This window comes from Pantoea sp. JK (assembly GCF_026130245.1).
Classification (GTDB): domain Bacteria; phylum Pseudomonadota; class Gammaproteobacteria; order Enterobacterales; family Enterobacteriaceae; genus Pantoea; species Pantoea trifolii.
This window is the reverse complement of sequence record NZ_JAINFN010000001.1, coordinates 110,876-137,084: the sequence shown is the minus strand read 5'-3', so window position 1 is coordinate 137,084 and position 26,209 is coordinate 110,876. Positions and strand designations below refer to the sequence as shown.

The 26,209-nt window shown below is 51.7% G+C and carries 30 protein-coding genes; 13 read left to right on the top strand and 17 right to left on the bottom strand.

Annotation, left to right across the window (positions count from 1 at the left end; all coding sequences use genetic code 11):
• Positions 1 to 2: 2 nt before the first annotated feature.
• The 3 genes from PanJK_RS00665 to PanJK_RS00655 all read right to left on the bottom strand — a co-directional run bounded on the left by PanJK_RS00665 (position 3) and on the right by PanJK_RS00655 (position 2,817).
• On the bottom strand, positions 3 to 743 hold the full coding sequence (locus PanJK_RS00665; protein ID WP_265296747.1) for a nitroreductase family protein: 741 nt from the start codon (positions 741 to 743) through the stop codon (positions 3 to 5).
• Between the two features lie 141 nt (positions 744 to 884).
• On the bottom strand, positions 885 to 1,649 hold the full coding sequence (locus tag PanJK_RS00660; protein WP_265296746.1) for a hypothetical protein: 765 nt from the start codon (positions 1,647 to 1,649) through the stop codon (positions 885 to 887).
• A gap of 142 nt (positions 1,650 to 1,791) precedes the next feature.
• The gene (locus PanJK_RS00655; protein ID WP_265296744.1) at positions 1,792 to 2,817 is read right to left on the bottom strand and encodes an NADP-dependent oxidoreductase; all 1,026 of its coding nucleotides are present in this window, start codon (positions 2,815 to 2,817) and stop codon (positions 1,792 to 1,794) included.
• 147 nt (positions 2,818 to 2,964) lie between these two features.
• Between PanJK_RS00655 and PanJK_RS00650 the strand changes: the two genes are divergently transcribed.
• From PanJK_RS00650 to PanJK_RS00630, 5 genes are all read left to right on the top strand, one after another.
• Positions 2,965 to 3,216 carry a helix-turn-helix domain-containing protein gene (locus tag PanJK_RS00650; RefSeq protein ID WP_256696451.1) on the top strand — a complete coding sequence of 84 codons (252 nt, stop codon included), beginning with the start codon at positions 2,965 to 2,967 and terminating at the stop codon, positions 3,214 to 3,216.
• Positions 3,206 to 4,441 (top strand): type II toxin-antitoxin system HipA family toxin, encoded by a 1,236-nt coding sequence (locus tag PanJK_RS00645; RefSeq protein ID WP_265296742.1) that lies wholly within the window; start codon positions 3,206 to 3,208, stop codon positions 4,439 to 4,441. The genes PanJK_RS00650 and PanJK_RS00645 overlap by 11 nt, the downstream gene beginning before the upstream one ends.
• 197 nt (positions 4,442 to 4,638) lie before the next feature.
• Complete coding sequence (locus PanJK_RS00640) at positions 4,639 to 5,991, top strand: MFS transporter (protein WP_256696453.1); 1,353 nt, start codon at positions 4,639 to 4,641, stop codon at positions 5,989 to 5,991.
• A complete protein-coding gene (locus tag PanJK_RS00635) occupies positions 5,969 to 7,312 on the top strand; it encodes an enolase C-terminal domain-like protein (RefSeq protein ID WP_256696454.1) in 1,344 nt (447 codons plus the stop codon). The genes PanJK_RS00640 and PanJK_RS00635 overlap by 23 nt, the downstream gene beginning before the upstream one ends.
• A 9-nt stretch (positions 7,313 to 7,321) precedes the next feature.
• On the top strand, positions 7,322 to 8,440 hold the full coding sequence (locus PanJK_RS00630; protein ID WP_256696455.1) for a lactonase family protein: 1,119 nt from the start codon (positions 7,322 to 7,324) through the stop codon (positions 8,438 to 8,440).
• Between the two features lie 46 nt (positions 8,441 to 8,486).
• Here PanJK_RS00630 and PanJK_RS00625 read toward each other — a convergent pair whose 3' ends face one another.
• The 3 genes from PanJK_RS00625 to PanJK_RS00615 form a co-directional block, all read right to left on the bottom strand.
• Positions 8,487 to 8,891 (bottom strand): cupin domain-containing protein, encoded by a 405-nt coding sequence (locus PanJK_RS00625; protein ID WP_154156110.1) that lies wholly within the window; start codon positions 8,889 to 8,891, stop codon positions 8,487 to 8,489.
• 120 nt (positions 8,892 to 9,011) lie between these two features.
• Positions 9,012 to 10,442 (bottom strand): purine-cytosine permease family protein, encoded by a 1,431-nt coding sequence (locus PanJK_RS00620; protein WP_265296741.1) that lies wholly within the window; start codon positions 10,440 to 10,442, stop codon positions 9,012 to 9,014.
• A 289-nt stretch (positions 10,443 to 10,731) separates the two neighbouring features.
• Positions 10,732 to 11,013, bottom strand: coding sequence for a VF530 family protein (locus PanJK_RS00615; RefSeq protein ID WP_265296740.1), 282 nt, complete (start codon positions 11,011 to 11,013; stop codon positions 10,732 to 10,734).
• 125 nt (positions 11,014 to 11,138) lie between these two features.
• Between PanJK_RS00615 and PanJK_RS00610 the strand changes: the two genes are divergently transcribed.
• The gene (locus PanJK_RS00610; RefSeq protein WP_256696458.1) at positions 11,139 to 11,447 is read left to right on the top strand and encodes a hypothetical protein; all 309 of its coding nucleotides are present in this window, start codon (positions 11,139 to 11,141) and stop codon (positions 11,445 to 11,447) included.
• A gap of 189 nt (positions 11,448 to 11,636) precedes the next feature.
• Here PanJK_RS00610 and PanJK_RS00605 read toward each other — a convergent pair whose 3' ends face one another.
• From PanJK_RS00605 to PanJK_RS00595, 3 genes are read right to left on the bottom strand one after another with little or no spacing between them, the layout of a single operon-like run.
• Entirely contained in the window at positions 11,637 to 12,080 is a 444-nt protein-coding gene (locus tag PanJK_RS00605; RefSeq protein WP_265296739.1) for an NUDIX hydrolase, read from the bottom strand.
• A 38-nt stretch (positions 12,081 to 12,118) separates the two neighbouring features.
• Entirely contained in the window at positions 12,119 to 12,514 is a 396-nt protein-coding gene (locus PanJK_RS00600) for a DUF4440 domain-containing protein (protein WP_265296738.1), read from the bottom strand.
• Positions 12,511 to 13,890 (bottom strand): MFS transporter, encoded by a 1,380-nt coding sequence (locus PanJK_RS00595; RefSeq protein WP_256698709.1) that lies wholly within the window; start codon positions 13,888 to 13,890, stop codon positions 12,511 to 12,513. Before PanJK_RS00595 ends, PanJK_RS00600 begins: the two co-directional genes overlap by 4 nt.
• 125 nt (positions 13,891 to 14,015) lie before the next feature.
• Between PanJK_RS00595 and PanJK_RS00590 the strand changes: the two genes are divergently transcribed.
• Positions 14,016 to 14,921 carry a LysR family transcriptional regulator gene (locus PanJK_RS00590; protein ID WP_265296737.1) on the top strand — a complete coding sequence of 302 codons (906 nt, stop codon included), beginning with the start codon at positions 14,016 to 14,018 and terminating at the stop codon, positions 14,919 to 14,921.
• A 28-nt stretch (positions 14,922 to 14,949) separates the two neighbouring features.
• On the opposite strand, the gene PanJK_RS00585 is transcribed toward PanJK_RS00590, so the two are convergent.
• Entirely contained in the window at positions 14,950 to 15,213 is a 264-nt protein-coding gene (locus PanJK_RS00585) for a DUF2798 domain-containing protein (protein WP_256698707.1), read from the bottom strand.
• Positions 15,214 to 15,341: 128 nt separating this feature from the next.
• On the opposite strand from PanJK_RS00585, the gene PanJK_RS00580 reads away from it, so the two are divergent.
• The 5 genes from PanJK_RS00580 (at position 15,342) to PanJK_RS00560 (ending at position 21,159) form a co-directional block, all read left to right on the top strand.
• Positions 15,342 to 16,247 carry a LysR family transcriptional regulator gene (locus tag PanJK_RS00580; RefSeq protein WP_256698706.1) on the top strand — a complete coding sequence of 302 codons (906 nt, stop codon included), beginning with the start codon at positions 15,342 to 15,344 and terminating at the stop codon, positions 16,245 to 16,247.
• 273 nt (positions 16,248 to 16,520) lie between these two features.
• Positions 16,521 to 17,069, top strand: coding sequence for an aldehyde dehydrogenase iron-sulfur subunit PaoA (gene paoA / locus PanJK_RS00575; protein ID WP_265296736.1), 549 nt, complete (start codon positions 16,521 to 16,523; stop codon positions 17,067 to 17,069).
• Positions 17,066 to 18,016 (top strand): FAD binding domain-containing protein, encoded by a 951-nt coding sequence (locus PanJK_RS00570; RefSeq protein ID WP_265296734.1) that lies wholly within the window; start codon positions 17,066 to 17,068, stop codon positions 18,014 to 18,016. The genes paoA and PanJK_RS00570 overlap by 4 nt, the downstream gene beginning before the upstream one ends.
• A gap of 3 nt (positions 18,017 to 18,019) precedes the next feature.
• Positions 18,020 to 20,218, top strand: a complete 2,199-nt coding sequence (gene paoC / locus PanJK_RS00565; RefSeq protein ID WP_265296733.1) for an aldehyde oxidoreductase molybdenum-binding subunit PaoC — start codon at positions 18,020 to 18,022, stop codon at positions 20,216 to 20,218.
• Positions 20,219 to 20,235: 17 nt separating this feature from the next.
• Positions 20,236 to 21,159, top strand: a complete 924-nt coding sequence (locus PanJK_RS00560) for an XdhC family protein (RefSeq protein WP_265296732.1) — start codon at positions 20,236 to 20,238, stop codon at positions 21,157 to 21,159.
• On the opposite strand, the gene PanJK_RS00555 is transcribed toward PanJK_RS00560, so the two are convergent.
• Positions 21,146 to 21,721: an NTP transferase domain-containing protein gene (locus tag PanJK_RS00555; protein ID WP_265296731.1), complete on the bottom strand. Its 576-nt coding sequence runs from the start codon at positions 21,719 to 21,721 to the stop codon at positions 21,146 to 21,148. The genes PanJK_RS00560 and PanJK_RS00555 overlap by 14 nt on opposite strands.
• 111 nt (positions 21,722 to 21,832) lie before the next feature.
• On the opposite strand from PanJK_RS00555, the gene PanJK_RS00550 reads away from it, so the two are divergent.
• Positions 21,833 to 22,054, top strand: a complete 222-nt coding sequence (locus PanJK_RS00550; RefSeq protein ID WP_008106155.1) for a hypothetical protein — start codon at positions 21,833 to 21,835, stop codon at positions 22,052 to 22,054.
• 60 nt (positions 22,055 to 22,114) lie between these two features.
• Here the strand turns inward: PanJK_RS00550 and PanJK_RS00545 are convergent, their stop codons facing one another.
• The 6 genes from PanJK_RS00545 to celB form a co-directional block, all read right to left on the bottom strand.
• A complete protein-coding gene (locus PanJK_RS00545) occupies positions 22,115 to 22,255 on the bottom strand; it encodes a hypothetical protein (RefSeq protein WP_265296730.1) in 141 nt (46 codons plus the stop codon).
• A gap of 226 nt (positions 22,256 to 22,481) precedes the next feature.
• Positions 22,482 to 22,946 carry a nucleoside deaminase gene (locus PanJK_RS00540; protein WP_265296729.1) on the bottom strand — a complete coding sequence of 155 codons (465 nt, stop codon included), beginning with the start codon at positions 22,944 to 22,946 and terminating at the stop codon, positions 22,482 to 22,484.
• Positions 22,947 to 23,136: 190 nt separating this feature from the next.
• Positions 23,137 to 23,523, bottom strand: coding sequence for a hypothetical protein (locus PanJK_RS00535; protein ID WP_265296727.1), 387 nt, complete (start codon positions 23,521 to 23,523; stop codon positions 23,137 to 23,139).
• 132 nt (positions 23,524 to 23,655) lie between these two features.
• Entirely contained in the window at positions 23,656 to 23,988 is a 333-nt protein-coding gene (locus tag PanJK_RS00530) for a hypothetical protein (protein WP_256698697.1), read from the bottom strand.
• A gap of 160 nt (positions 23,989 to 24,148) precedes the next feature.
• Positions 24,149 to 24,409: a biofilm/acid-resistance regulator YmgB/AriR gene (locus PanJK_RS00525; RefSeq protein ID WP_256698696.1), complete on the bottom strand. Its 261-nt coding sequence runs from the start codon at positions 24,407 to 24,409 to the stop codon at positions 24,149 to 24,151.
• A 443-nt stretch (positions 24,410 to 24,852) separates the two neighbouring features.
• Positions 24,853 to 26,202, bottom strand: a complete 1,350-nt coding sequence (gene celB, locus PanJK_RS00520) for a PTS cellobiose transporter subunit IIC (protein ID WP_265296726.1) — start codon at positions 26,200 to 26,202, stop codon at positions 24,853 to 24,855.
• Positions 26,203 to 26,209: the final 7 nt, after the last annotated feature.

The window sequence follows — 26,209 nt, the reverse complement described above, 5'->3', positions numbered from 1 at the left end:
AGTTACTTGTCGTTGCCAAATCCTTGCTTCTTCAGCGCGTCCAGCACGTGCGGGAAGTAAATCTTATGATAATAACCGCTGACGCTTTCGCTCCAGCTCTCGCCATCATCACGTCCAGTATTTTTCCAGTGCTGCACCATCTCCTGATTGTAGGCGGCGATGTGCTGCTCCAGTCCATCACGCTGATAGCGCTCTTCATGACGGAAGGTTGCCAGCGGCAGACGCGGCTTCTGATGCGCAGGCTGGTCGACATGGCCGATCACCACGCCCGCCACCGGGAAGGTGTATTCCGGCAAATCCAGTAAGCTGATTAATGCCTGCGGATCGCGACGAATACCGCCAATCGGCACAATGCCCAAACCTTCCGCACGCGCCGCCGCCATGATCGAACCCAACGCAATACCGACGTCAGTTGAGCCCGACACAATGCTTTCGATGCTCTGCTGGGCGATCTGCTCGCGTTCGATCGCGTTCATCGCCAGACGCGATTTATGCATATCCAGCACCAGGGTAATAAACACCGGCGCTTTGGCAATCCACGGTTGGCCGCCGGCAATTTGTGAGATTTGTGCGCGTTTCTCAGCATCGCGCGTCACCACCAAAGAGACCTGCTGCGAGTTCACCGAGGTTGGCGCGCGATAGGCGGCCGAAATGATGCGATCCAGCACCCCATCCTCAACGGGAAGGTCGGTAAAACTGCGATCGCTTTTATGACTGGTGAAAATATCGATAAATGAACTCATGGATCCTCCTGATTGGGAGGCGAGAGCGTAACAGAAAAGGGATAGATCGAACTTAACCGTTGTTGCCGTGGCTAACTACTTCTTTTGAATAAGCAAAGTGCGGAATGCGATAAGCGGTGAGACCGGTGCATAAAGCACCGGTTAAGCGACTTTGGCTGCAACGACCGCCGGATGAACGCTGCGATCTGGCCCGCTGAGCATCACCGGTTTACCGGATCGTAATCCGCGCTGGAATTGGGTCATGCGTTCATGGCTGATGCCGGCACCGCACCACAACAGGTGATGATCGTGACGGCTTTCTGAACCGTACAGCATCGGTTGTGAGGTTTGATCGACATCGACGCAGAATCCTTGTCCGGTTAGGCGAATGGCTTCCAGCCACACTTCAGTTTCATCGCCGGCGCTGACCACTTCCAACAACAACGGCATCTGCTGCTGACGGGCTGATGCGCGTTTTACGCAGTCGCTGTGATGAACGATCGCCTCATGAAAGCGCGTTAAGCGCCGCGATGCGCCACGACGGGTATCATCACGCAGCCAGCGATTAAGCGGTTTCAACAGCACATTGACGAAATCGTCGCTGCTGTAATCGCCCGCCAGATTACGTACGGTACGGGTCAGTTCACGGTCAGAACCCAGCTCTAGTTGACGTAACAGATCGCCACGGCGTGCCATCCAACCAGACGACGAGTAATCAAGCCCGCAGTGTCTGCCCTGATAGATTTGCCACAACGTGGCGCCACCTGCGGTTAATGCCATCATGGCGAGCACTTCATCAACCTGATGTCGGCTCCAATCCTTATTGACGTGATTCTCAGAAATTAATCCACCGCGCAACCAGCGACGTAGATTGGCGCGGTTGGCACCGGTAATGGCGCAAACGGTTTCAGTTGAATAAAAGTTCATTACGAGCCCTCAGACAGAGGGTGAATGGCCGTGGGTGCTAATCCAGGATGAGCGTCCATCCTGAACCTTATCTGTATGGATTACCAGTATCTTTACTTAACTCGGCATAAACAGGCGAAGATCCCTTTCGCCCTGAAAAGCGTTAACTGACTTTAACCACGGTTTTACCGAAGTTTTTACCTTTTAGCATATCGAAAAACGCCTGCGGCGCGTTTTCCAGCCCGTCGATCATGTGCTCGCGGTAGTGGATTTTCTGCTGTTCCACCAGCGGCGTCATCGCTTTGAGGAATTCAGGGTAACGATCGCCATAATCCTGGAAGATGATAAAGCCCTGCATGCGAATACGACGCTTAAGAATGCCGCCCATGATTTGTGGGGTGCGATCCGGGCCCGGCGGTAATTCGCGGCTGCTGTAGCCAGAAACCAGACCACATACCGGCACGCGCGCCGCAGTATTCAACAATGGAAACACCGCATCGAATACCTTGCCGCCGACGTTCTCGAAGTAGATATCGATGCCGTCCGGGCAGGCCACCGCCAGCTGTTCTGCAAAGTCTTCACGATGGTGATCGATACAGGCAGAAAATCCGAGTTTCTCAATCGCATAGCGGCACTTCTCTTCGCCGCCCGCAACACCTACCACATGACAACCTTTGAGTTTGCCAAGCTGGCCCACCGTGGCACCGACCGGGCCGGTAGCGGCGGCAACCACTAAGGTTTCCCCCTGTTTTGGCTGACCAATATCCATCAAGCCCATATAGGCGGTGAAGCCCGGCATACCGAGAATGCCCAGCGCCCAGGAAGGATGGGGCAGATCGCCCAGTTTCGCCACGCCATTTCCATCTGAAACCGCATAGCTTTGCCAGCCGCTTTGCGCGAGGACCACATCGCCTTGTTTGAAATCCGCGTGTTGAGATTCCACGACTTCGCTCACTGTGCCGCCGACCATCGGTTGGTCGAGTTCTGCTGGCGCAGCGTAAGATTTGCTGTCATCCATGCGCCCGCGCATATACGGGTCGAGCGATAAATAGAGCGTGCGCAGCAGGATTTGACCGTCCTTTACCTCTGGAATGGGCTGCTCCACCAGGCGGAAGTTCTCTTTTACCGGTTCGCCATGCGGGCGTGAGGCTAATAGCCAAGCTTGATTACGTTGAGTAGATTGCGACATTTTTACCTCTATTAGCATTTTCACGTGAGGCAAGTGTAGACGAGGAAAAGATAATGGATCGCTAATGCAGAAGTTGAAGTGTTGCTATATAATAACATTTTAGTAAAGATATAGAGATTGTTATTATATAACAACACCGGAGGTTTTATGTTGCCTGGTTTGCAAGCAATAGGAGCCAAATGCCAGGAAAGGCGTAGGGCTAACCGTTGGACTCAAGCCGACGCCGCGACACGTGCAGGTATACATCGCACGGTTATTTCACAGATTGAAAACGGCGTCTATTCAGGTTCTCTAAAAGCGCTCACTTTGTATCTTAATGCTCTTCAGTTGGTGTTGTCCGTGCAGTCAGCTGGCTTACCACAGATGGATGAATTGGAGACGTTGTTTGATGATGACTGATTTTAATCAACTTGCCAGGCCAATTCGCCATATTGATGTCTACAGCGGTGGGGAATTAAGCGGAAGATTACTGCACGAACACGGCAGCTATAATTTCAGCTATGCGAGTTCTGATGTCCACGCTGCTTCAATGACCATGCAACCCGCAAACCGCCTGAGCTATAATTCCAGCCGCTTATTTAATATTTTTGAGATGAATATTCCGGAAGGCTATGTTCGTTATCATATTGCCGAGCGATTACGTCGTTATGTAGGTAATGTTAGCGACATGCTGTTCTTAGCATTACAACAGGATACCGGTATTGGTGCGTTATCTTACAAGAGTGATATTGACCTACCGTGTCCAGCGCCGGAAAAATTAGATGATTTACTTCATTGGGATCATAAAGAGAGTGCATTTCAATATCTGTTAAATAAATATTTATTGCAGACTTCGATTTCTGGTGTTCAACCGAAAGTTATGATCAGCACAGAAAATCGCGGAACCGTTCTTTATCCAAATCTAATAGCTAAAACAGGTGATGAGGAGTTTCCGCGTCTGGCAGAAAATGAGTTTATCTGTATGTCGTTAGCCAGATCGTGTGGGTTACCCGTTGCTGATTTTTGGCTCTCGGATAACAAAGAGCTGTTTATCATGGAACGTTTTGATATTCAGAATGATAAACGATTAGCGATGGAAGATTTTTGCGTGCTTTCGGGTAAGTCAGCAGATCACAAATATAATGGCTCATATGAAACCGGTGGTAAGATCGTCAGTCTCTTTACTCGCGATCAGTCTCAGGTAGAACTTTACTGGCGTTATGTATTGTTTAGTTGCATGGTGGGAAATGGCGATGCACATTTAAAAAATTTCTCATTATTATATTCTGCAACGGACAGTAGCACCGCAAGATTATCGCCATTATATGATGTGGTGAATACACATATTTATCCAACTACCGATGGTGAGTTGGCCCTAAAGTTGAATAAAAGCAAAAAGTTTCCGGATAGAGACAGTCTGATTAAACTTGCAAGGGAATTGAAAATTATCAAACCAGCCATGGTGATGGAACAGTTTGCCGATGTCATCAATGATGATTTAAATCGAAATGAAATATACGCCGACTTCCCTGAGATGCGAGAGTCCATTGCCCGTTCTTTGACACGCAGTGTGGCGACGAATAATCTTTTTTTGAAAACCGATGTTAAACGTACAAAGAAACGAAAAACGGATTCCTTACTCTGATGTCTAGAGCTAAGAGTTCCCCCGTAGTGAGCCAGCGCACAAACCAAGCGTAAACTTTTCGACGCGAATTAATATAACACCATGAATTTTAACAATCATAGGGCATTTGCCTAAGCGGTCTCGGGCAATGCCACATACACCAGAGCCAACTCTGCTGCGTATACCTATAGCGATGCTTTTCTCCCTACAGGTGACGCATGACACAACAACAATACGCACTCTCGCCCGATCATGACGCGCATATCGCCTCAGCCATCGGCAAGTTCTTCCGCCGCATCATTCCGATGCTGGCGCTGATGTTAATTGTGAACCAGATTGACCGGGCAAACATTGGCTTCGTCAAAGCCGAACTGCAAACGGATGCGGGCATCAGCGCCGCCGCCTTCGGCTTAGGCGCGGGACTGTTCTTTATCGGCTATGCGCTGTTTGAAGTGCCGAGCAACATGATGCTGAAGAAACTCGGCGCACGCGTGTGGCTGACGCGCATCATGATTACGTGGGGCATGGTGGTGGTACTTACCGGTTTTGTCAGCACGCCGCTGCATTTCTATCTGCTGCGTTTCTTACTTGGCGTGGCGGAAGCCGGCTTTTTTCCTGGCGTGCTGTTCTATTTCCGTCAATGGGTGCCGAATGCCTGGCGAGGACGCGCCACCGCGATGGTGTTGAGCGCCACCGCCAGCGCCTTTCTGTTTTCCGGTCCGCTCACCGGCGCCATTCTGATGATGCACGATGTTGGCGGCATCGCGGGCTGGAAATGGGTGATGTTTATGGAAGGCGGCGGATCGATGGTGATCGGTTTGCTGGCCGCCTTTGTGCTGGTATCCAAACCGGAAGGCGCGAAGTGGCTCAGCGACGCGGAGAAGCAGGCGCTGGCTCAGCAGCTAGCGCTGGAAGATGCTGCGCGTGAAGAGCACGCGGTGACACACGGCCGCTGGGGCCTGATCACCGATCGCAGCCTTTTGTCTTACTGCCTGATCTTCTTCACCATGACCATGACCGGCTACACGTTAGTGTTCTGGCTTCCGCAGATCATTCAGCGTATTCAGGGCTTCAACAGTTTTGAAACCGGATTGCTGACCGCCGTTCCGTGGCTGTTCGCCATTGTCGCGCTGTTTTTACTGGGCAAAGCCACCGACCGCTATCGCGATAAGCTGGATAGAGGGCTCGGCATCGCCATGCTGATCGCCGCGTGCGGCACCTTTATGGCCACGCTGGGCACGCCGTGGTTTGGTTTTGTGGCGATGATTGTGGCCTGTATTGGCTCCAAAGTGAGCGCGGCGTTCTTCTGGCCGATGCCACAAAGTGAATTACCCGCCTCGATTGCCGCACCCGGCATCGCGCTGATCAACTCGATTGGCAACCTGGGCGGCTTCTTCGCGCCCACGGTATTCGGCTACCTCGAAATGCACACCGGCAGCACCACCGGCGGACTTTATGCGCTGACCAGCGTATCCGTGGTTACCGGACTCTATTTGCTGCTGCGTCGCAAACCTGTTCCACCCGCATTCGGTCACACGGAGAGAAACCATGTCAGACAGTCCAGTCATTAAATCGATGCGCATCGTGCCGGTTGCCGGTTACGACAGCATGCTATTAAACATCGGTGGCGCCCATAACTGCTATTTCACGCGCATCATCGTGATATTGACCGATTCCGCCGGGCAAACCGGCGTGGGCGAAACGCCGTGTCATGCATCCACCTTGCAGCTGCTGGAACAGTTTCGTCCGTTGATCGAAGGCAGTTCGCTGCTGCGCCTCAACGCGACGCTGAGCCAGTTATTTCGCAGCGAGGCGCGTCAGCAACAAACCTCGCACACCAATGACATTCATATCCCGCAGATGAATCCGGAGAAGTTCTATAACGCCGCCGCCGCGATTGAAGCGGCGTTGCTGGATTTGCAGGGCAAGCTGTTCAATCTGCCGGTAGCGGATCTACTCGCCAGCGGCAAACAGCGCGACCGCATTCCAGTGCTGGGCTATTTGTTCTACATCGCCGATCGCCAGCGCACCAATATGAACTATCAATCGGGAGAGCATGAGCAAGATGGCTGGTTCCGTCTGCGTCATGAAGCGGCGATGGACAGCGATGCCGTGGTGCGACTCGCCGAAGCGGCGGTTGAGCAATACGGCTTCCGCGATTTTAAGCTGAAAGGTGGCGTGCAGGCAGGCGAAGTGGAAGTGGCAACGGTTGAAGCGCTGCTGGCACGCTTCCCTGACGCGCGCGTCACCGTCGATCCCAACGCCAGCTGGTCGCTGGATGAGGCGATTCGCTTTGGTAAGCAGCTAGCCGGGAAGGTACCGTATCTGGAAGATCCTTGCGGCGCTGAACAGGGCTATTCCGGCCGGGAAACGCTGGCCGAATTTCGCCGCGCCACTGGCGTGCCGGTCGCGACGAACATGATCGCCAACGACTGGCGCCAGCTGCATCATGCGCTGCAGCTAAATGCCATCGATATCCCGCTCGCCGATCCGCACTTCTGGACGATGCGTAACGCCAACGTGGTGGCGCAGTTGTGCAACGAATGGGGGCTGACAACCGGCTGCCACTCCAATAATCATTTTGATATTTCGCTGGCGATGGTCGCGCACCTTGGCGCCGCAGCACCGGGCGATCGTCAAACCGCCTTTGATACGCACTGGATTTGGCAGGATGGCCAGCAGCTTACGCGTCAACCGCCGCAAATTCGCGATGGTTATCTGGAGTTGCCGTCAGGACCGGGATTGGGCATCGAGCTGGATAGGGATCGCGTTGAGCAAGCGCATGCGCTCTACAACGCGCTGCCGGATAAAAATCGCAACGATGCGCTGGGGATGCAGTTTTTGATCGATAACTGGCGCTATGACGCCAAACGTCCGTCATTGGTACGCTAAGGAAGCAGCATGAAGAAGATATTACGCACGGCGACGCTGTTAGCGTCGTTGGCTGCCAGTGCGCCGTTACTGGCGCAAACTTTTGTCTACGTCTCAGAAGCCGATGATGGCACCCTCGCGCGCTACGCGCTGAACGAGCAAACCGGTGCATTACAACTGTTGGGACGCACGCAAGCCGGTGGCAAAGTGATGCCGATGGCGTTGAGCGCCGATCATAAGCATCTGTACGCCGCGATTCGCAGCAAACCGCTGCAACTGGTGAGCTGGAACATCGACAGCAAATCGGGCGATCTCAGCCCATTGAATACCGTCTCCGCTGCGGCCAGTTATCCCTACATCAGCACGGATCCGCAAGGGCGTTTTCTGCTGGGCGCGTCCTACGACGGCGATGTGGTGCACGTTTACCAACTCAATAACGATGGCAAGCTGATGGCACCGCCGGTCGGTAGTTACAAAACCGGACATGCCGCGCACTCGGTGATTGTCGATGCGAGCGGAAAACACGCTTATGTCGGCAATCTCGGTACCGATCGCGTGCTGCAATTGAAGCTAAACGCCGTAGGCGAACTGTCGGGCTTGGGCAACGGTTATGTTAAAACGGCGACAGAGAACGGACCGCGTCATTCGGTGTTGTCGCCAGATAATCGCTATCTCTACAACATCGGTGAAATGGGCGGCATCATTACGCAGTTTCGTCGTGAAGCCAGCGGTGAGCTGGTGAAAGTGGCGGAGACGCCGAATGCCGTCGCTGAGAAATATAAGCTGCAACACGGTAAAGAGCGACCGCCGGGCTACAGCGACACTACGCCGCGCATCTGGGCAGCCGATATTCGTCTCACGCCAGACGGCCGTTTTCTGTATGTCAGCGAACGCACCAGCAGCACCATCAGTGGATACCGGATCAATAAAGATGATGGCAAACTGACGCTGATTGATAGCTGGCAAGTCGAGAAGCAGCCGCGCGGTATCGCGATTACCGCTGACGGACGTTGGCTGATTGCCAGCGGCGAAAAGAGTGCGCTTACCGGCAGCTATGCCATTGATCAGGAAAGCGGGGCGCTGAAACGCGTTGGCGAGGCGCCAGCCGGCGGAGATGCCAATTGGGTGACGGTAGTAAGTTACAAATAATCCCGTAGGGTCGCCATTCATGGCGACCGCTATCAAAAGGCGCACCTTACAGTTGCTGATATTCCTCGTCAGAAACCGGCTCCAGCCACTCGTTAGAAGCGCCTTCAGCCGGTACTGCGATGGCAATATGTGCGAACCAGCTATCCGCCGACGCGCCATGCCAATGCTTCAATCCCGCCGGAATGTTTACCACATCGCCCGCCACTAACTGACGCGCCGGCTGATTCCACTCCTGATACCAGCCGGTTCCGCCAGTCACCAGCAAAATCTGCCCGCCGCCATGATGGATATGCCAGTTATTACGGCAGCCGGGTTCAAACACCACGTTGCCGATGTTGACGCCTTCTGTCGTCAGCATGCTCAGATAGCTGGTACCGGTGAAGTATTGCGCAAACGCGTCGTTTTTAGGCCCTTTCGGGAAGATACCATTGCCGTCAAATTGGTCGTTCATCTTTATCTCCATGTCAGTGCAGCATGGTTAAAGTGTAGCGGCGCGATGGCTGAATGATAATGCGCTCAAAGCTGCAAACACTTGTGAGCGCAATTCATTAATGCAGGGTGCGTGACATTGTCACTGATTGGGGTAAACAGAGTGCGCTAACATTCCGCGACGATCGAACTTTCTGGCGGCTAACCACAGCAGCGCGGTGACAAACCAGCCAATAATCCACGATACATCGTTACCGGCAAAAATCCAGGTTAACGATCCGTGATGCAGTGGATTATCAATGAACGGCAACTGCACCAGCACGCCGCAGAAGTAGACAATTATGCCCGCCCAGTTCCAGCGACCGTAGCGTCCGTTGGGCTGAGAAAGCGCCGGTACATCGACCTTGCCTTTGGTGATCAGGTAGAAATCTGTCAGGCTAATGGCGCTCCACGGTACAAAAAAGGCCAGTAAAAACAGCAGGAAATGAGTGAAAGACTTCAGGAATGCGGGTTCGCTGATCAGTGCAATCACACATGAAATCGTCACCATCAGCACCACAAACAGAATGCGGCCGCCACGACTCAGTGAAGTTTTCTGCCGAAAGCCTGAAACGATGGTGGTGAGCGACATAAAGCTGCCGTAAGCATTCAGCGTGGTGAAGGTGATTTTGCCGAAGCAGATCGCAAAGTAAATCACCATCGCCATCGTGGCGCTGCTGCCTAAACTGACGATATAGCCAACCTCGTTGCCAGAAAAAGCCTTACCGGCAATCGCCGCGACAATTACGCCCAACGTCATGGAGGCCTGGGTGCCTAAAACGGTACCGAAGAAAACGCAGCTAAAGAGTTTTTTCGCTGAGACGTTGGCCGGTAAATAGCGCGAATAGTCAGAAACATAGGGGCAAAAAGCAATCTGCCAGGATGACGACAACGAAACCGCCAGCAGGAAGTTAGCGACGGTGAAATGCTGGTTTTGCCATACTGCAGAAAGATCATGCGTTGAGAGCAGCGTGATAAACAGGTAAACAAAGGCGAGCACGCCAATCACGCTGGCCACTTTACCGAGCTTGTGAATCACGCGATATCCCAGCACCGCGATGACCACGATAATCGCGCTGAACAGGATCATGCCTGAAGCATTGCTGCTATTGATCAATTTGGCCAGCGCCTGTCCGGCCAACACCGTGCCGCTGGCTGAAAATCCGACATACATGATGCACACCAACACTAACGGAATTACCGCACCATAAACGCCAAACTGCATGCGGCTGGTGATCATCTGCGGCAATCCGAGGCGCGGCCCCTGAATGGCATGCAGCGACATGATCGTCGCACCGACAACTTGCCCAACCAGCAAGCCGATGATCGACCACACTACATCGCCACCCAATACCACCGCCAGCGCACCGGTCACGATGGCGGTAATCTGCAAATTACCGCCAAACCATAAGGTGAACTGGCTAAAAGGATGTCCGTGGCGTTCGCTCGGAGGAATGTAATCAATGGATCGCGTTTCTGACAGGCGCTGTTTCTCTGCGCCGGCGTAATCTGCTGCAGGTGATTCGGCTGACATAGTTTCCTCGCTGAAGCGTCTAAAGAGGGCGAATAATTGTTAGTATGATGTGGCTTCTCTTGGTGGTACATGTATATACATGTAGCGATATTGTCATGCAGAATGGAAACTTACAATACGATCGGTCATTGGAAAATGTGATGACGCGGGCAAGGTTGGGAAGTTATGAAGTGACAGAACGGAGGAAAAATCGGGAAGTTGATATGACGTCGCTACGTGAATTCTGTGAAAGGAGCAGGGCAGAAACTTCCAAGAATTGACGTAGCGCTGCCTGTTTTATCATCAATAACTACTTATCTTTGCCCATCGTCCAGGGATTTGGTGCTGAAACATCCGCTTTATCCGCAGTAAAATCATCCAGTGAATCGAGATAAAGTGCTTCAACTTCGGCGCGTGCCCACGGTGTGCGGCGCAAAAACTTCAGGCTCGATTTGACGCTCGGATCGCTTTTGAAGCAGTTGATATTGATGAGCTTACCCAGTTCGGCCCAGCCATAATGGGCGACCAGCGCATTAATTTGCATCTCAAGCGTGACGCCGTGCAAGGGATCTTTGGAGCGATGATCGTTCATAGGAAATCCTTAAAATGTTGACGGCAAAGGTTACAAGAAAGCCTCGCCAGCGGCAATGGTGCGATCTTCATTGCCGGTAAATGCGGTACACTTGTTGCCAGAAAATCACTATTGGACGGTACGCTATGAACGACAAGAAAATGATTTCCATCGATCAATTCAATCTCAATGAACGCGTTGCAGTAGAAGAAGCGTTTAAAGGATTGATGGAAAAGTATCGCCAGCGCACCGGCAAAGAGCCGGATGCGAAGAAAGAGAAAGAGTTCACGGCGGAAGCCCGTCAGCAAATCATGACGATGAAACTGGCCAAAGAGAAAGCGCTGGCTGATAAAGCAAAGAAAACACCAACGCGCAGGAAGAAACCGGAATCGCTGAAAGAGAGTGAAGTCAGTGACTTCAACTGGAAGGCATCAGTGATTAAAGGACGCAGATAACGACATCGTTAGTTCAACAGTCCGTTGCCAGAATTATCGCTAGTGACGGATTGTTGTTGATTGAGGTGATTAAAGGCAGGTGATGGGCTGATGGTGATTTGAATGCGCGCGTAGAGAGTTCATTTAACATAATCATGATTATGCGCACCTAATTGAGAATCCAATTTGATAATGTCACCTGATAGCTAGTTAACCCCGCATTAAGCAGATATCGGGAATATTTGAGGGGTAAACCACATCGTCATTATTCCGCAGTTCATTTAGATCCCACCAGTGATAATCATCAATGACTGTTTTTTCATTTTCAGTCCATCCGCTGGTACTGATTTCTTCATCAGCGACTTTAATTAAATAAAATCGCTCATTTGCCAGAACCACCTCACCGCTGGGTAGAGTCATTTCAAAAGTTCTCTCCGTTAACGGCTGCCCCACATCATTAACATAGATACCTGTTTCTTCTCTAAGCTCCCTGATGGCTGCCTGCTCAAAAGTCTCTCCTGATTTCACGCCTCCACCGGGGGTGGCCCAGTATGCTTTACCGGCCAGCTCATCATTTTCATGCCTGAACCTGAACAATAAAACCTGATTGAGAGAATTGATAATAAGCAAACGGGCCGAATCACGGGTACGCACTGGATAACTCCTTGATCATTTTAAATACAAAATAAAGCTTAATCGAGATGCATCGATGTTTCATGTAGATGCCGCCAGATCACCGTTCCATCCTGATTTAGTTCAAACACAACTGTTGAAAAACGAAGTGTGGCTGCCTGTGCGAAAATTTCCTGCCTTTCTTTATAGGTTACAATTGCCCCCCCTTCACTCTCAGCAACAATCTGCAAATCAGTGATTTCAATATTAAGGCCCGGTCGTGCGCCACGCTGAGTGCGAAAGAAACTATTCAATTGGTTGAAGTTGAGTAATACACCCCCCGTCGTCATCATCGAATACGCTGGACTAAAGCGAGCGAGTAATTTCTCGCAAACCTCATCATCCGCTGCTGAATTTCCCAGCCAATTGCGGATGAGTTCATGCGCATCCATTACTTCCTTGAAATAACGATTCATTTTTGCTCCTGTTTTAAAGTAAATATAATGTCCTGATTAGCTATGCGGAAACAACATGCTATGGGTATAACGGCGCTGCATGCCGCTATGGCAAAACACAGATGATAGGCTTGGTATGTTGGAACCCCGGTGTCGGCTATAACGTTAAATAACAGACTGATGAGGGTAACGCCCAGACAGAAGCTGAGCTGACGATTGATATTCCAAATGGCGCTGGCATCAGCAAGTTCATTCTCTGCTATTTGAATGAAAGCAGAACTTTGTGCCGTGCTACTGCATAAGCTCCCACCGAATCCCATCAGTGTGAAGGCCGATATACATATCACAACATCAGCATCATGACCTGACATGGCCAGTAGCCCAATGCCTGTCGCCTGAATCAGACAACCCGAAATAAATAACGGGCTTGGCCCAAATGTATTGAATTTTTTGCCGGTCAACGTGATCGCCGCAAACGATGCTAGTGACCATGGTAGCATCATGGCTCCGACTAATGAGGCATGCATGCCAAGCTGGTTTTGCAGGTAGAGCATAGCGATCATACTCACTCCCATGAATAAACCTGGTATGAACTGGTAAATCAGCATCGCGGTCTGTAAGAGAGGATCTTTTACCAGGCGCAAGTTTAGGAGAGGATGCGTTTTATGCATGGCATTCCATACGTATCCGGCCATGATGAATGAGCCCAACAGTAGCAGTAGACCACCTTGCTGGAAATGCTGAGAGTCACCCAGATACGTCAGTCCAAAAAGTATCAAGGTCAATCCTGTACAACCGCCGATCAAACCTCCTACATCCAGGCTCTCATGATTTTCGCGACGTTGGTCTGATTTAAGCCAGCATGCGGCTAATGCAAGGGCGATAACTGACAGCGGTACACTTGCAAAAAATACCCAGCGCCAGCTGAGGCTTTCAACCAATATCCCTCCGATAACTGGCGAGAGTGCTGGCGCAAGTAACGCTACTAACATCACAGCAGAAGATAATCGTGCGCGTTCATGACTTTTAAACAACGCATAGGTCATTGTTTGCCCCAGAGGAATCAACATGCCACCGCCCATTCCCTGTATCCCTCGCCAGGTAATCAACTGTACTAGCGATGAAGACGACCCCACACCACAACTCCCAATAATGAAAATCATCAGGGAAACCATAAACAGGCGCTTAGTGCCAAAACGTTTAGCCAGGTAATTGCTAAGCGGTATTACCAGCGTAAGCGCCAGAATATAGCTGTTACTTATCCACGCCAGTTGATTCACCGGCGAGTCAAACTCACGAGCAATTTCAGGATAAGCAACATTGGCAATAAACATGTTTACCAGGTCGATAAAAAATCCTAGCAAATATACACAGCCCACACGCACACGATAAGTCATCTTTTTCTCATCAAAACAGCATAATGCGTGAACTATAGGAACATTAGTTACCATGATAAATGCGCATTCGGTTGTTACACTGTCAAAGATATTTTGACAGTCGGATTCTTTAATGGGAGTAACTGATGATTAATCTGCAGCGTCTTGAGATGTTTGTTGCAGTGGTAGAAGCCGGTAGTTTCACTAAAGCAGCCGATACGCTGGGGCTGACTAAAGCGGTAGTCAGCTTCAATATTAAACAGCTTGAAGGTGAGCTGGGTGTCTCATTGCTGACTCGTAGCACGCGACGTGTGTCTGCTACGGACAGTGGAGAAAGGTTTTATCAGCGTTGCCGGCAACTTCTGCAGGATGCTGAACGCGTCCTTGATGAAGTACGACGCGATCATACCGGATTGATTGGATTATTACGCATTACCACTACACCCGAGTATGGATCGCGAGTGGTTGTGCCGGCTCTGGCAGAATTTTCATCCAGACATCCACAACTGCGTATTCAACACGTTTCATCATCAAAGAATGACGACCTTATTTCTGGACGTTTTGATGTGGCAATCCGGCTTGGCCAACTTGCCGATTCAAGTCACCATGCACGGCTCATCGATCGCTTCGATATTTATCCCGTAGCTTCCCCAGACTATCTCAACACTGTGAAAGACCATCCCATTACCACTCTGGAGCAACTTGCTGATGCGAGATGGATTGCACATAGCCGTCTGTCAGCACCATTGAGCTGGCAAGTTACAACACCATCCTGTGAAAGCGTGATTTTCAACGTGCATAGTCCCGCCACAATCATGGCCGACAATGCGGCATCACTCCTGGCTTTTGCTCTAGGAGGGGCTGGCATTGCCCTCTTACCTGCGTGGCTTGTAAAGGAAGAGTTGCGCCTGGGGAAGTTAATCCAACTACTGCCAGATCATCATTTTCCCCGCCAGGGAATTTATGCGCTCTACCCCAACACTCGCCATGTACCTGAAAAAGTACGAGCGTTCATCGACTTTTTGCAAAACAGAGTTGTATGCGCTCAATGAGAACTGACACGAGCGAGTTGCAAACCCTTCAATGACCATGCACCGTCAACCCGACTAACCGGACCACAATCGGGCGTACCACGAGTATGCAAACGAAAGCTGCTGGCATCGCAACTTGATATGCATTCATCACATTTTCCATATAATGCGGGCCGATACCAAACTCGGCGAAGGTGATGACCAGGCTCATCAGAAACGCCATGATGGTCGCCATGTAAAGCGCAAAGATGTAAGGTGAAACATGTTTTGGCAGGCGTCTGCGTGCGGTATTTTTCTCAATGGCTGCTGTCATAACGCTATCCTGTTTAGTCAGTTTAAGCAAAACAGCCGGTAACCTATCAAGCGAATCATGATGCGGGTAGAACACTGCTGCTTTAATCATTATTAAGTAAAAGCAACGAATCGCATATTGAGGGATGTATGGACTTACTGGGATTGATTAACACGTTTATCCGCGTAGTGGAAAACGGCAGCATTGCCGCCGCCGCGCGCGCGAAAGGAATGAGTCCAGCGGCGGTCAGTCAGAGCGTTGCACGTCTGGAGACACATTTAGGCGTACGGTTGCTTTCACGCACCACCCGCAGTATGACGTTAACCGAAAGCGGTAAACGCTATTTTGAAAAAGTCCGACATATTCCCCAAGACATTGACCTTGCCTCGCAGGCTGCGGCGATTGAAACCAAACCGCAGGGCTCACTTTGCATCGCCACTACGGCCGCTTTTGGCAGACACGTTCTTGCCCCGCTGATGCCCGCTTTTAAACAAACTTACCCCGATATTGATATCGAACTGATCAGTACCGACCGCAATGTCGATCACCGTTTAGAAGGCGTCGACGTCAGTATTCGTATTGAGGCGCAACTAAACGATCAACTCATCGCCCGTAAAATTGCCTCATTACCCTTTATTTTCTGCGCTGCACCCGCTTATCTGGCGCGCGCGGGCATTCCTAAAATGCCTGAAGAGCTGAGCCAGCACGCCTGTTTGGTTTTCCGCTATCCGACAGATGGACGCTTTCTTCCGTGGACGTTTATGGTCAACGGCCAGCCGGTGAACGCAAAGCTCAATCCAGAGTTCATCAGTGACGATATTGATATCATTGCGAAAATCGCCGAAAACGGCGGTGGCATTGCCCGGCTGGCGAGTTTTATCGCTCAACCGTTGATTGAGCGGGGCCAACTCATAGCTTTGTTCCACTCAGATCAAGGAGATAAAAGCGATGTTGCGGCTTTGCCAATGAATATTTATGCCTGTGTTAACGAGCGTTCGGCGCTAAATTCCAAGGTAAGAGCGTTCATCGCCTTTTTGGAACAACAGCTCGTCTAAGACAAACTTAAATCCAACATATTGGGTGTAAAAGCCACTTGAGGCCGATAAAACACACTATGTTGGATTTATATCGATGTCATCGTGACCCCATTTTGTCATAGGCTTTTCACTCCCATTTAACCGCCCCTTCCTGCTTTTATTACTCTCGCTCATAAACCCATTCAGTGATTGCCGATAGTGCTTTTGCAGATGCCGACTATGCTTACCCTTCTAAAACCATACAAAAATAAGTTGTACCTCAACATTTCACCCTTTTACTGGAGGTTTGGCATGAGCAGCCAACACTTAACAACACCCGCGCCTGCAATGTTGCCAATCAGCTTCAAAGTCAACGGCATACAGCAGCAATTAGATGTGGATACCCGCACCACGCTGCTGGATGCGTTGCGTGAGCACCTGCATCTGACCGGCACCAAAAAAGGCTGCGATCACGGTCAATGCGGCGCCTGTACGGTAATGGTCAACGGTCGTCGCATCAATTCGTGCCTGACGCTCGCCGTGATGCAGCAGGATGCGGAAATCACCACCATTGAAGGCTTAGGAAATCCTGACGAGCTGCATCCCTTGCAGGCGGCGTTCATTAAGCATGATGGTTACCAGTGCGGCTACTGCACACCGGGGCAAATCTGTTCCTCGATGGCGGTGCTGGAAGAGATCAAAGCGGGCATTCCCAGCCACGTCACCCACGATTTAGTCTCCGCACCGCAACTCACCGCGGCTGAAATCCGCGAGCGTATGAGTGGCAATATCTGTCGTTGCGGGGCCTATTCCAACATTCTTGCGGCGATAGAAGAGTACGCGGAGGGCCTGGAATCATGAAAGCCTTCACCTATCAGCGGGTAAAAACCCCGGCCGAAGCCGCTACCAGCGCCCTGCAACATACCAATGCCAAATTCATCGCGGGCGGCACCAATTTGCTCGACCTGATGAAGCTGGAGATTGAAACACCCGCACATCTTATTGATGTGAATGGCCTTGAGCTGGACAAAATCGAAGCCACGGCGGATGGCGGATTACGCATCGGCGCACTGGTGCGTAACACCGATCTGGCGGCCGATGCGCGCGTTCGCCGCGATTATGGCGTGCTGTCGCGCGCGTTAGTGGCTGGCGCTTCCGGTCAGTTGCGTAATCAGGCGACCACCGCAGGAAATTTGCTGCAGCGTACGCGTTGTCCCTACTTCTATGATACCAACCAACCGTGCAACAAGCGTTTGCCCGGCAGCGGCTGCGCGGCGCTGGACGGCTTTAGTCGCCAGCATGCGGTGGTCGGTACCAGTCAAGACTGTATCGCCACCCACCCGAGCGATATGGCAGTGGCGATGCGTTTGCTGGATGCGGTGGTAGAAACGGTCAGCCCGGATGGCAGTGAGCGCAACATCCCGATTGCTGAATTCTATCGCGCGCCTGGCAACACGCCGCATCTGGAAACCGTGCTCAATCCTGGCGAGCTGATTGTTGCGGTTTCACTGCCGGCACCGCTGGGCGGCACACACATTTACCGTAAGGTGCGCGATCGCGCCTCCTACGCTTTTGCGCTGGTCTCGGTCGCCGCCATCATTCAGCCGGATAACTCCGGTCGCGTGGCGCTCGGTGGCGTGGCACATCAGCCGTGGCGGCTGGAAGAGGCGGATAACGCAGTGATTCAGGGCGCTAAGGCGGTGAGCGATCGGCTGTTTGCCACGGCACAACCCACCGCTGAAAACGAGTTCAAAATCATTCTGGCGCAGCGCACGCTCGCTTCCGTATTGGCAGAAGCGAGGGGATAACTGATGAAATTCGAAAAACCCGCAGGCAATAATCCGATTGATCAGCTCAAAGTGGTCGGTCAACCACTTAATCGTATCGACGGACCGCTGAAAACCTCCGGCCAGGCGCATTACGCTTACGAATGGCATAACGAAGCGCCCGATGCGGCGTACGGCTATGTGGTCGGCGCGCCGATCGCCAAAGGGAAAATCACCGCCATTGATGTGCAAGCCGCGCAAAATGCGCCGGGCATCTTAGCGGTGGTGACAGCTAACAACGCAGGAAAACTGGGTAAAGGCGATAAAAATACGGCCCGTTTGTTGGCTGAAGATACCATCGAACACTATCATCAGGCGGTCGCATTGGTGATTGCCGAGACGTTTGAGCAGGCGCGTGCCGCGGCGAGTTTAGTCAAGGTGGATTATCAGCGAGAGCACGGTGTTTATAATCTCGCGCAGCAAAAGCCGGAGGTCACTTCCTCTCCCGAAGACACGCCTGACAAGGCCGTGGGTGATTTCGCCGCTGCGTTTGCTGCGTCTGGCGTCAAGTTGGATGCGCACTACACCACGCCGGACCAGAGTCATACCGCGATGGAACCGCACGCCTCGATGGCAACATGGCAAGGTGACAAACTCACCGTCTGGACCTCGAATCAGATGATCGACTGGTGCCGCACCGATCTGGCCGCCACGCTCAACATGCCGATGGAAAAGATCCGCATCGTGTCGCCTTATATCGGCGGCGGCTTTGGCGGCAAGCTGTTCCTGCGCAGCGATGCGGTGTTAGCTGCGTTGGGCGCGCGCGCCGTTCAGCGTCCGGTCAAAGTGATGCTGCCTCGGCCACTCATCGCCAATAACACCACGCATCGACCGGCCACCATTCAGCACATCCGCATCGGCACCGATCAATCCGGTAAGATTCAGGCCATCGCGCATGAAAGCTGGTCCGGTAATTTGCCGGATGGCACACCGGAAACTGCCGTGCAGCAGACGGAACTGCTTTACGCCGGTGCTAACCGCTTTACAGGATTACGACTGGCCACGCTGGATCTACCTGAAGGTAACGCCATGCGCGCACCGGGCGAAGCGCCGGGATTGATGGCGCTGGAGATTGCCATCGATGAAATGGCGGAAAAAGTCGGGATCGATCCCATCGCTTTCCGCATTCTCAATGATACGCAGGTCGATCCGGCCAAACCCGAGCGCCCTTTCTCCCGACGTCAGTTGGTTGAGTGTTTGAACACCGGCGCCGAGCGGTTTGGCTGGTCAGGTCGCAACGCTAAACCGGCGATGGTTAAGGATGGGCGCTGGTTGGTCGGCATGGGCGTTGCAGCGGGCTTTCGTAACAACATGGTGACGTCTTCCGGTGCGCGCGTGCATCTGGACGGTAAAGGTATCATCACCGTTGAAACCGACATGACCGACATCGGCACCGGCAGCTACACCATCCTCGCACAAACCGCGGCGGAGATGATGGGCGTGCCGATTGAGCGCGTGGTGGTTCGCTTAGGCGATTCTGACTTCCCGGTTTCTGCCGGTTCCGGCGGCCAATGGGGCGCGAACACCTCAACCTCCGGCGTTTACGCCGCCTGCGTGAAATTGCGTGAAGCGGTCGCCAGCAAACTGGGCTTTGACGCGCAACGCGCCACCTTCAGCGAGGGTCAGGTGCATGACGGCAACCAGAGCGCGACGCTCGCCCAGGCCGCCGCCGAAGCCATCATCACCGTGGAAGACACCATCGAGTTTGGCGATCTTGACGAGCAATATCAGCAATCCACTTTCGCCGGACACTTCATCGAAGTCGGCGTGGATGTCGCCACTGGCGAAGTGCGTGTGCGGCGCATGCTGGCGGTTTGTGCCGCCGGACGCATTCTCAATCCCAAAACCGCGCGCAGTCAGGTGATTGGCGCTATGACGATGGGCCTAGGTGGCGCGTTGATGGAGGAACTGTTCGTCGATGAGCGCCTCGGGTATTTCGTCAACCACGATATGGCGGGCTACGAAGTGCCGGTTCACGCCGATATCCCGCAGCAGGAGGTGATTTTCCTTGATGACACCGATCCCATCTCATCACCGATGAAAGCCAAAGGCGTCGGTGAACTGGGCTTGTGCGGCGTCAGCGCGGCAATCGCCAATGCCATTTACAACGCCACCGGGGTGCGCGTGCGTGACTATCCGGTCACGCTGGATAAGTTACTTAAAGGCTTGCCCGCCCTTGTCTAACGCTGAGGAGAAGCGCAGTGCATCAGCTACTGATTGATGACGATCTGCAACCGCAGATTAAGCCGCAGCAGGCTTTGCAGACCGATGACAGCGAAACCATTCTGCGCTTTGCATTAGAAGCAATGGAGGCGGATTTCGCCGTCGTGTTGATCACCCTGGTTGAAATCCGCGGCGGCGCGGCGCGCGCCTTGGGTGCGCAAATGGTGGTGCGGGAAGATGGCCGCTATTGCGGCTATGTTTCCGGCGGCTGCGTAGAAGCAGCGGCTGCTTACGAAGCGTTGCAGGTTATCGCCAGCGGAAAAGATCGCGTTGTACGCTATGGCGAAGGATCGCCTTATCTGGATATTGTGCTGCCCTGTGGTGGTGGGATCACGCTGGCTTTCCATCGGCTACGAGATGCGCAGCCGTTGAGAAACGTGCTGGATCTGCTGGCAAAGCGGCAACCCGCTGCGCTGTGCTATTTGCCGAAATTTCAGCGGCTGGCTAACGTGGATTACGCTGAGATATCCGGCTGGCAGGATGATGCCTTTATCACCCGCTATCTGCCAAAAACGCGTGTCACGGTATATGGACGTTCAGTCGAAGCGCTAGCGACCGCATCGATTGCGCATGCCGCCGGCTACGAAGTGCTATCCGGCGAGGATGTGCAGACGCAGAATCTCGATCCCTTCACGGCGGTGATTTTGCTCTATCACGATCTGGATCGTGAACTGCCGGTGCTGCTGGCGGCACTGCGTTCTGCGCCCTTCTATATCGGTGCATTAGGCAGCCTACGCACGCATGCAACGCGCGTTGAGAAACTGCTGTCGCTGGGATTTAGTGAAGATGAGATTGCGCGCATCAAAGCGCCGATTGGCATCTTTGCGCAGGCGAGAGATGCTCGCACGCTGGCATTGTCAATTGTTGCCGATGTCGCGGCGGCCCGGCTCAACGTGATTTAGCTATCACATCAATATCACGGTGCACATCGGCATCCGCTTCAAGGGTGACCAGTAAGCGCGCATCCAGCAGCGCTCTGGCGCCCTCATCGCCGCGCAAATGGCGTAACGCCTCAGCGTAGCGCCGATCAAACCCGACCGGATGGCCGGGTTTTCCTTTGTAAGTAAAACGAACCTGCGCCGCGCCCTGCTCCAGCGCCTGATTGACTCGCCGATGATGCGCCGCCGTTAGCCACGGCATATCTCCCAGCGTAATGATCCATCCATTCCAGCGATCGGTCATCGCTACGCCCGCCGCAATCGATTCACCGCTGCCGCCGCTTTCACACAGCACAAGCTGCACGCCCGCGCGTTCAGCATGTTCTCGCACCGCCAGATAATCTGGACGCGTCACCAGCGCTACCGGCAATTCGCTCAGCTTCGCCTGTTCGATGACGGTTTCAATCACCGACTTCGCCTCATCGCCCATGCTGGCAAGCAATTTATTACCGCTGCCGCCGCTGGCGATATAGCGCGAACCTTGACCTGCCGCGAGGATTAAAATGCCTGCTGATGATGTGATCATTTTTGTTAAAACCTTTATGGCATAAAAATATTTTTGCTTACAGTTTAATACGTTAAGTTCACCGAGGATAACAACAATCAGCATGTCGATAATGAATAAGGAAGTAAACCAATGCGTAAATTTTCTCTGATTGTATTGACTGCGGGCGTGTTGCTGTCGGTCACTTCTCAGGTTGAAGCCAAGGGCTGTATTAAAGGTGCGGTAGTCGGCGGTGTTGCGGGCCACATGGCGCATCACGGCGTGGCTGGCGCGGCCGCCGGTTGTGCCGTTGGTCATCATATGGCGAATAAAAAGCAGAAAGAAGAAGACAGTAAACAGCAGCAATCTAAGTAATAACCTGAGCTGCCTGCGCCAGCAGGCAGCTCAACTCACGCATTACAACCGCTTTGGCGATCAGCGATTGATGGTTGCCTGCATCTGCGCTAAGTAGCGGTGGCCGATCACCGGCATTTTTGCCAGTAATGTTTCAATCTCTGTAATATCCGCCGCACTAAGCGTTAACGCCGCGCCGCCAATATTTTCATCGAAATCCAATGCTGCGCCATATCCAAATTTTAGTCCTATGCAACCAAACTCCAGGATAGAGACTTCCAGACCGCCCGTTCCTAAGTTCCTGATTTACGTTTTTGCATTTGTACTCTTGAGTGCTGAAATCAGCATCGACAAGTAGAGAAGGCGCATGTATATGCCGGTAGAGCGGTTTGAGCAGCGTTCATTACCGGGGCAACGCGCAGCACGGGCTGCGCGTGAATATCCTTTATTACTTATTTAATATTTGCCAACGTTTATACACATCTAATGCCTGAGGTCGTGGATCATATTTCATCGGCAAACGACGTTGTTCAATCGGTTTACTGTATTCGTCGTAGAAAGTGTCAAGTTCAAAGTATTTGCGGTCGTCGCGATAATAGGTTGAATACTCCTCGCGTTTAGTGATGTAAATAACTTGCTTTGGACTGCAATAATAAAGCGCGCCTAAGCACATTGGACATGGGCTGGCGAGAATATAAATGTCGCAGTCGGTGAGATTTTCGCTGCCTGTTTCGCGGCAGGCTTCGCGAATGGCCAGAATTTCAGCATGAGCGGTGGGATCGTTGGTCTGAGCTACGCTGTTTGCGCTTTCAGCGATCACCTTGCCATCACGGACAATGACCGTTGCAAACGGGCGACCGCCCTCTTCAACATTTTTCATGGCTAACTCGATGGTGCGTTGTACAAAATCCATTCCTTCCTCACTTATATCCAATAAACTGGCCCATTAATAACGATGGATTATTTAGCCTGGTTCAGTTTTTTAGAATGCGAAAGCAATGGTCTGGTTGAACGTATACGATTTAACCGTTGAGTGAGTAAGATTTTATTTCAGAGGACGGCGTTGCTGGATATCCTTACGTAATTCGGGCTGCCTGGATATTTCAGTGCGCCAGCCATTGGCCGGTGCGGTCTTCGCGCTTGGTGAGTAGATTGATTTGCTGACAAGGCACCGACATTTCCGGCTGCAAAGCCAAAATCAGAACCGGCTTGTTAAGGCTTTGCACCAGCGGAAGCACGGTAGAACTGAGCGCATAGGTTGTGATGTATAACACCACAACGTCAACATTCTCCTTAAAGAACAATTGCGTCGCCTGCTCGGTTTTCTCACTGTTATCGATCAGGCCGGCATCCACAGTCTCAGCGTTGTAAGTTCGTAGCCGCCGGGATACCACAGCAAGATAGTGCTCAAGTTGCTCCTTGAGCCCAGCAAACTGTGGCCAGTAGGTTTCAAGTCCGATACCAAAAAGTCCGACTTTAATGTTGTCCACAACCATTCCTCGCACTGGAAAGAGAAGCTTTCCATTGTGCGAATTTATCGTTGGGAAACCTGTGTCATGCTGACAAGCAAAAGCCATTCATGGCAGGAGACCAATAATCAGCCTGTAATGGCTCGCAGATTTTTACATCCCACGTTGGTTGTGCAAATAGCCCGGCAGAATTTCAAGTTCTGTTTGGTGGTTTATCCGCGAGGAAGCTGTGTTTCTGGCTAAAGGCGTAATTTCTCGCAGCTTCATTTCACGGTTTACTTTTGGCAGCCATTCTTCGAACTGTTTGGCGTAGGAATCTGCCAGATGTTGATCATGGGTACGCCCCACGAAAAGCTTACTTTTAGCGAGACGGGAAATATCCGTGGCATATATCTCATAGAGATCGCCGCACTGCTGAATTTCTATTGCGGTGAAATGCATATTTGGCCAGAAACTCACTTTTGCAGAAAAATTGCTGTAATTCATAAAATATCACTTGTTGATGGATTTATCTGTATGCCAGATTATTCTGGTCGGTCCAGTCATTATAACGCTTTTCTCAAGGTTTAATACTGTCAGATAATTCCTGAACTTTTGAAATTGAAAACCAGTTTAATACTGATAATCCTATTAATGGGAGAATATCTTAGCCTGAAAATCCATCATCGTCTGGCGTCTTTCCGAGCACGATTTGCAGGGTATTACGCAAGCAATCCTGGAAAATCACATCATTGGTGCTCTCAAGTTCTGCCAGCAGATAGGCGATAATGCTTTTATTAGTAACAGTTTTTTTGTCTTTTATGATCGCCGTAATGACTGAACCCAATATTTCGGCTTCAGATTTTAGCTGTGCAGAACCGCAATTAAAATAGGCGATAAAATCGGTACTGATATTCATTTTTTGCATGCATTTCCCCTGGCGACATTAGTGCCAGCATTTTATTTAGTGGTGTTAAGATTAATGGAATGTTCTGAAAAGAAAGACCAATAGTGATCTAACTAAACTGATTGAGTTTGATAAAAAGAGGTTGTTATTAATTTTGGAAAAAAAATCTATCAAGAGAGCCTGCTGAGGTTAATGATTGAATGCGTAAATTTCAGTGGGATAGTTGTCTCATCACTGCTTGCCGACAAAAATATACAAAGGTTTAATAAGAGTACAGAATTTTCTTTTAGGAAAAACGTTTTAAATTTAATCATTTGAAATAAAATCAGCAATAACAGTCAGTTGCGTGATAGTTAGACCTCAAAGAGAATTGTAAATTAGTCCTTTCCCGTGATTAATTTGCATTTCGGGCAACCACTTTCTGAGAGGCAGAAGCACACATTCATGCGCTTCTGCCTATTAATTCAAGGTGTTACCGCTTCGCTTACCACTTTCGCTTGCTGCAGGCTCGCTTCTTCCTCGCGGAACTTCAGTCGATCCCAGACGCGGAAGAACGGATAGTAAATCACTAGAGAAATCGTCAGATTGACCACCTGCAATACGGTGCCAGAAATGTGCCCGCCGGTTGCCAGATAACCGCTAACGAAAATTGGTGTGGTAAATGGCAGCGCAATGCCCGCTGGCGGTGCTACTAAACCGGTGCTCATCGCCGCCCATGACACAATCACCAACACCACCGGCGTCAGGATGAAAGGCAGAAACAAATACGGGTTCATCACCAGCGGGATGCCGAACACCAATGGTTCGCTGATGTTGAACAGCGCCGCTGGAGCGGCAATTTTACCGAGCTGCTTCATCTGACGACTGCGTGAGCGGATCAGCATAAAGATCACCAATCCCAGCAGCGCGCCGGTGCCGCCCGGCGCAATCCATAAATCGTAAAACTGCTGGGTAAAGATGTGCGGGATCGGTTGGTTATGCTGAAACGCCTCAAGGTTTTCACTCATATTCGATAGCCAAACCGGCTGAATAAACACCAGCACTATTGCATCGCCGTGCAGCCCAAGCGTCCAGAGAATGCCAATCAGCAGCACTGAGAAAATCATGCCGGGGAGCGTGCCACCGACGTGATGCATCGGCAGACCAATCACAGTCGCAATCAGGTTATTGATATCGCCGAACGGTGAGGCTTCCACCGCCAGACGAAGCATCAACACCACTGCCAGCACACAGAAACCCGGCACCAGCGCGAGGAAGGATTTCGCCACCGCTGGCGGCACGCCTTCTGGCATCTTGATCACCAGATTACGGTTATGCACAAAGCGATAAATCTCAGTGGAAAGCAGTGCAATAACGATAGCCACGAACAAGCCCTGGCTGCCAATCAGCGAAATCGGCAACACGCCGGTGACCAACTGCGTCGGCGCGCCTTCCACCGGAGCAAACAGCGTCTGCTGTGGAATGGTCATCACAAATGCCACTAACGCCATCGCACCGCTGGTGAGCGGATCGAGCGTGCGATACTTCTCTGCCAAACGGTAGGCAATACCGAAGCTGGAGATCAGTGCCATGATGTCGTAGGTGGCGCGCACCGGATAAAGCAATTTGTTGCGCCACGTGTCGCCAAACAGATCCGCCATCAAATGGCCCCACGCTGGAATCGGCAGATAGGCGAAGATCAGGAAGAAGCTGCCAATCAGCATAAAAGGCATGTTGAGAATGATGCCGTCACGCACGGAGAGCACATGCTTCTGACTGGCAATTTTCAGTGCGACGGGCAAGACATAACGGTCTATAAAAGTACGATTAGACATAAGTGTT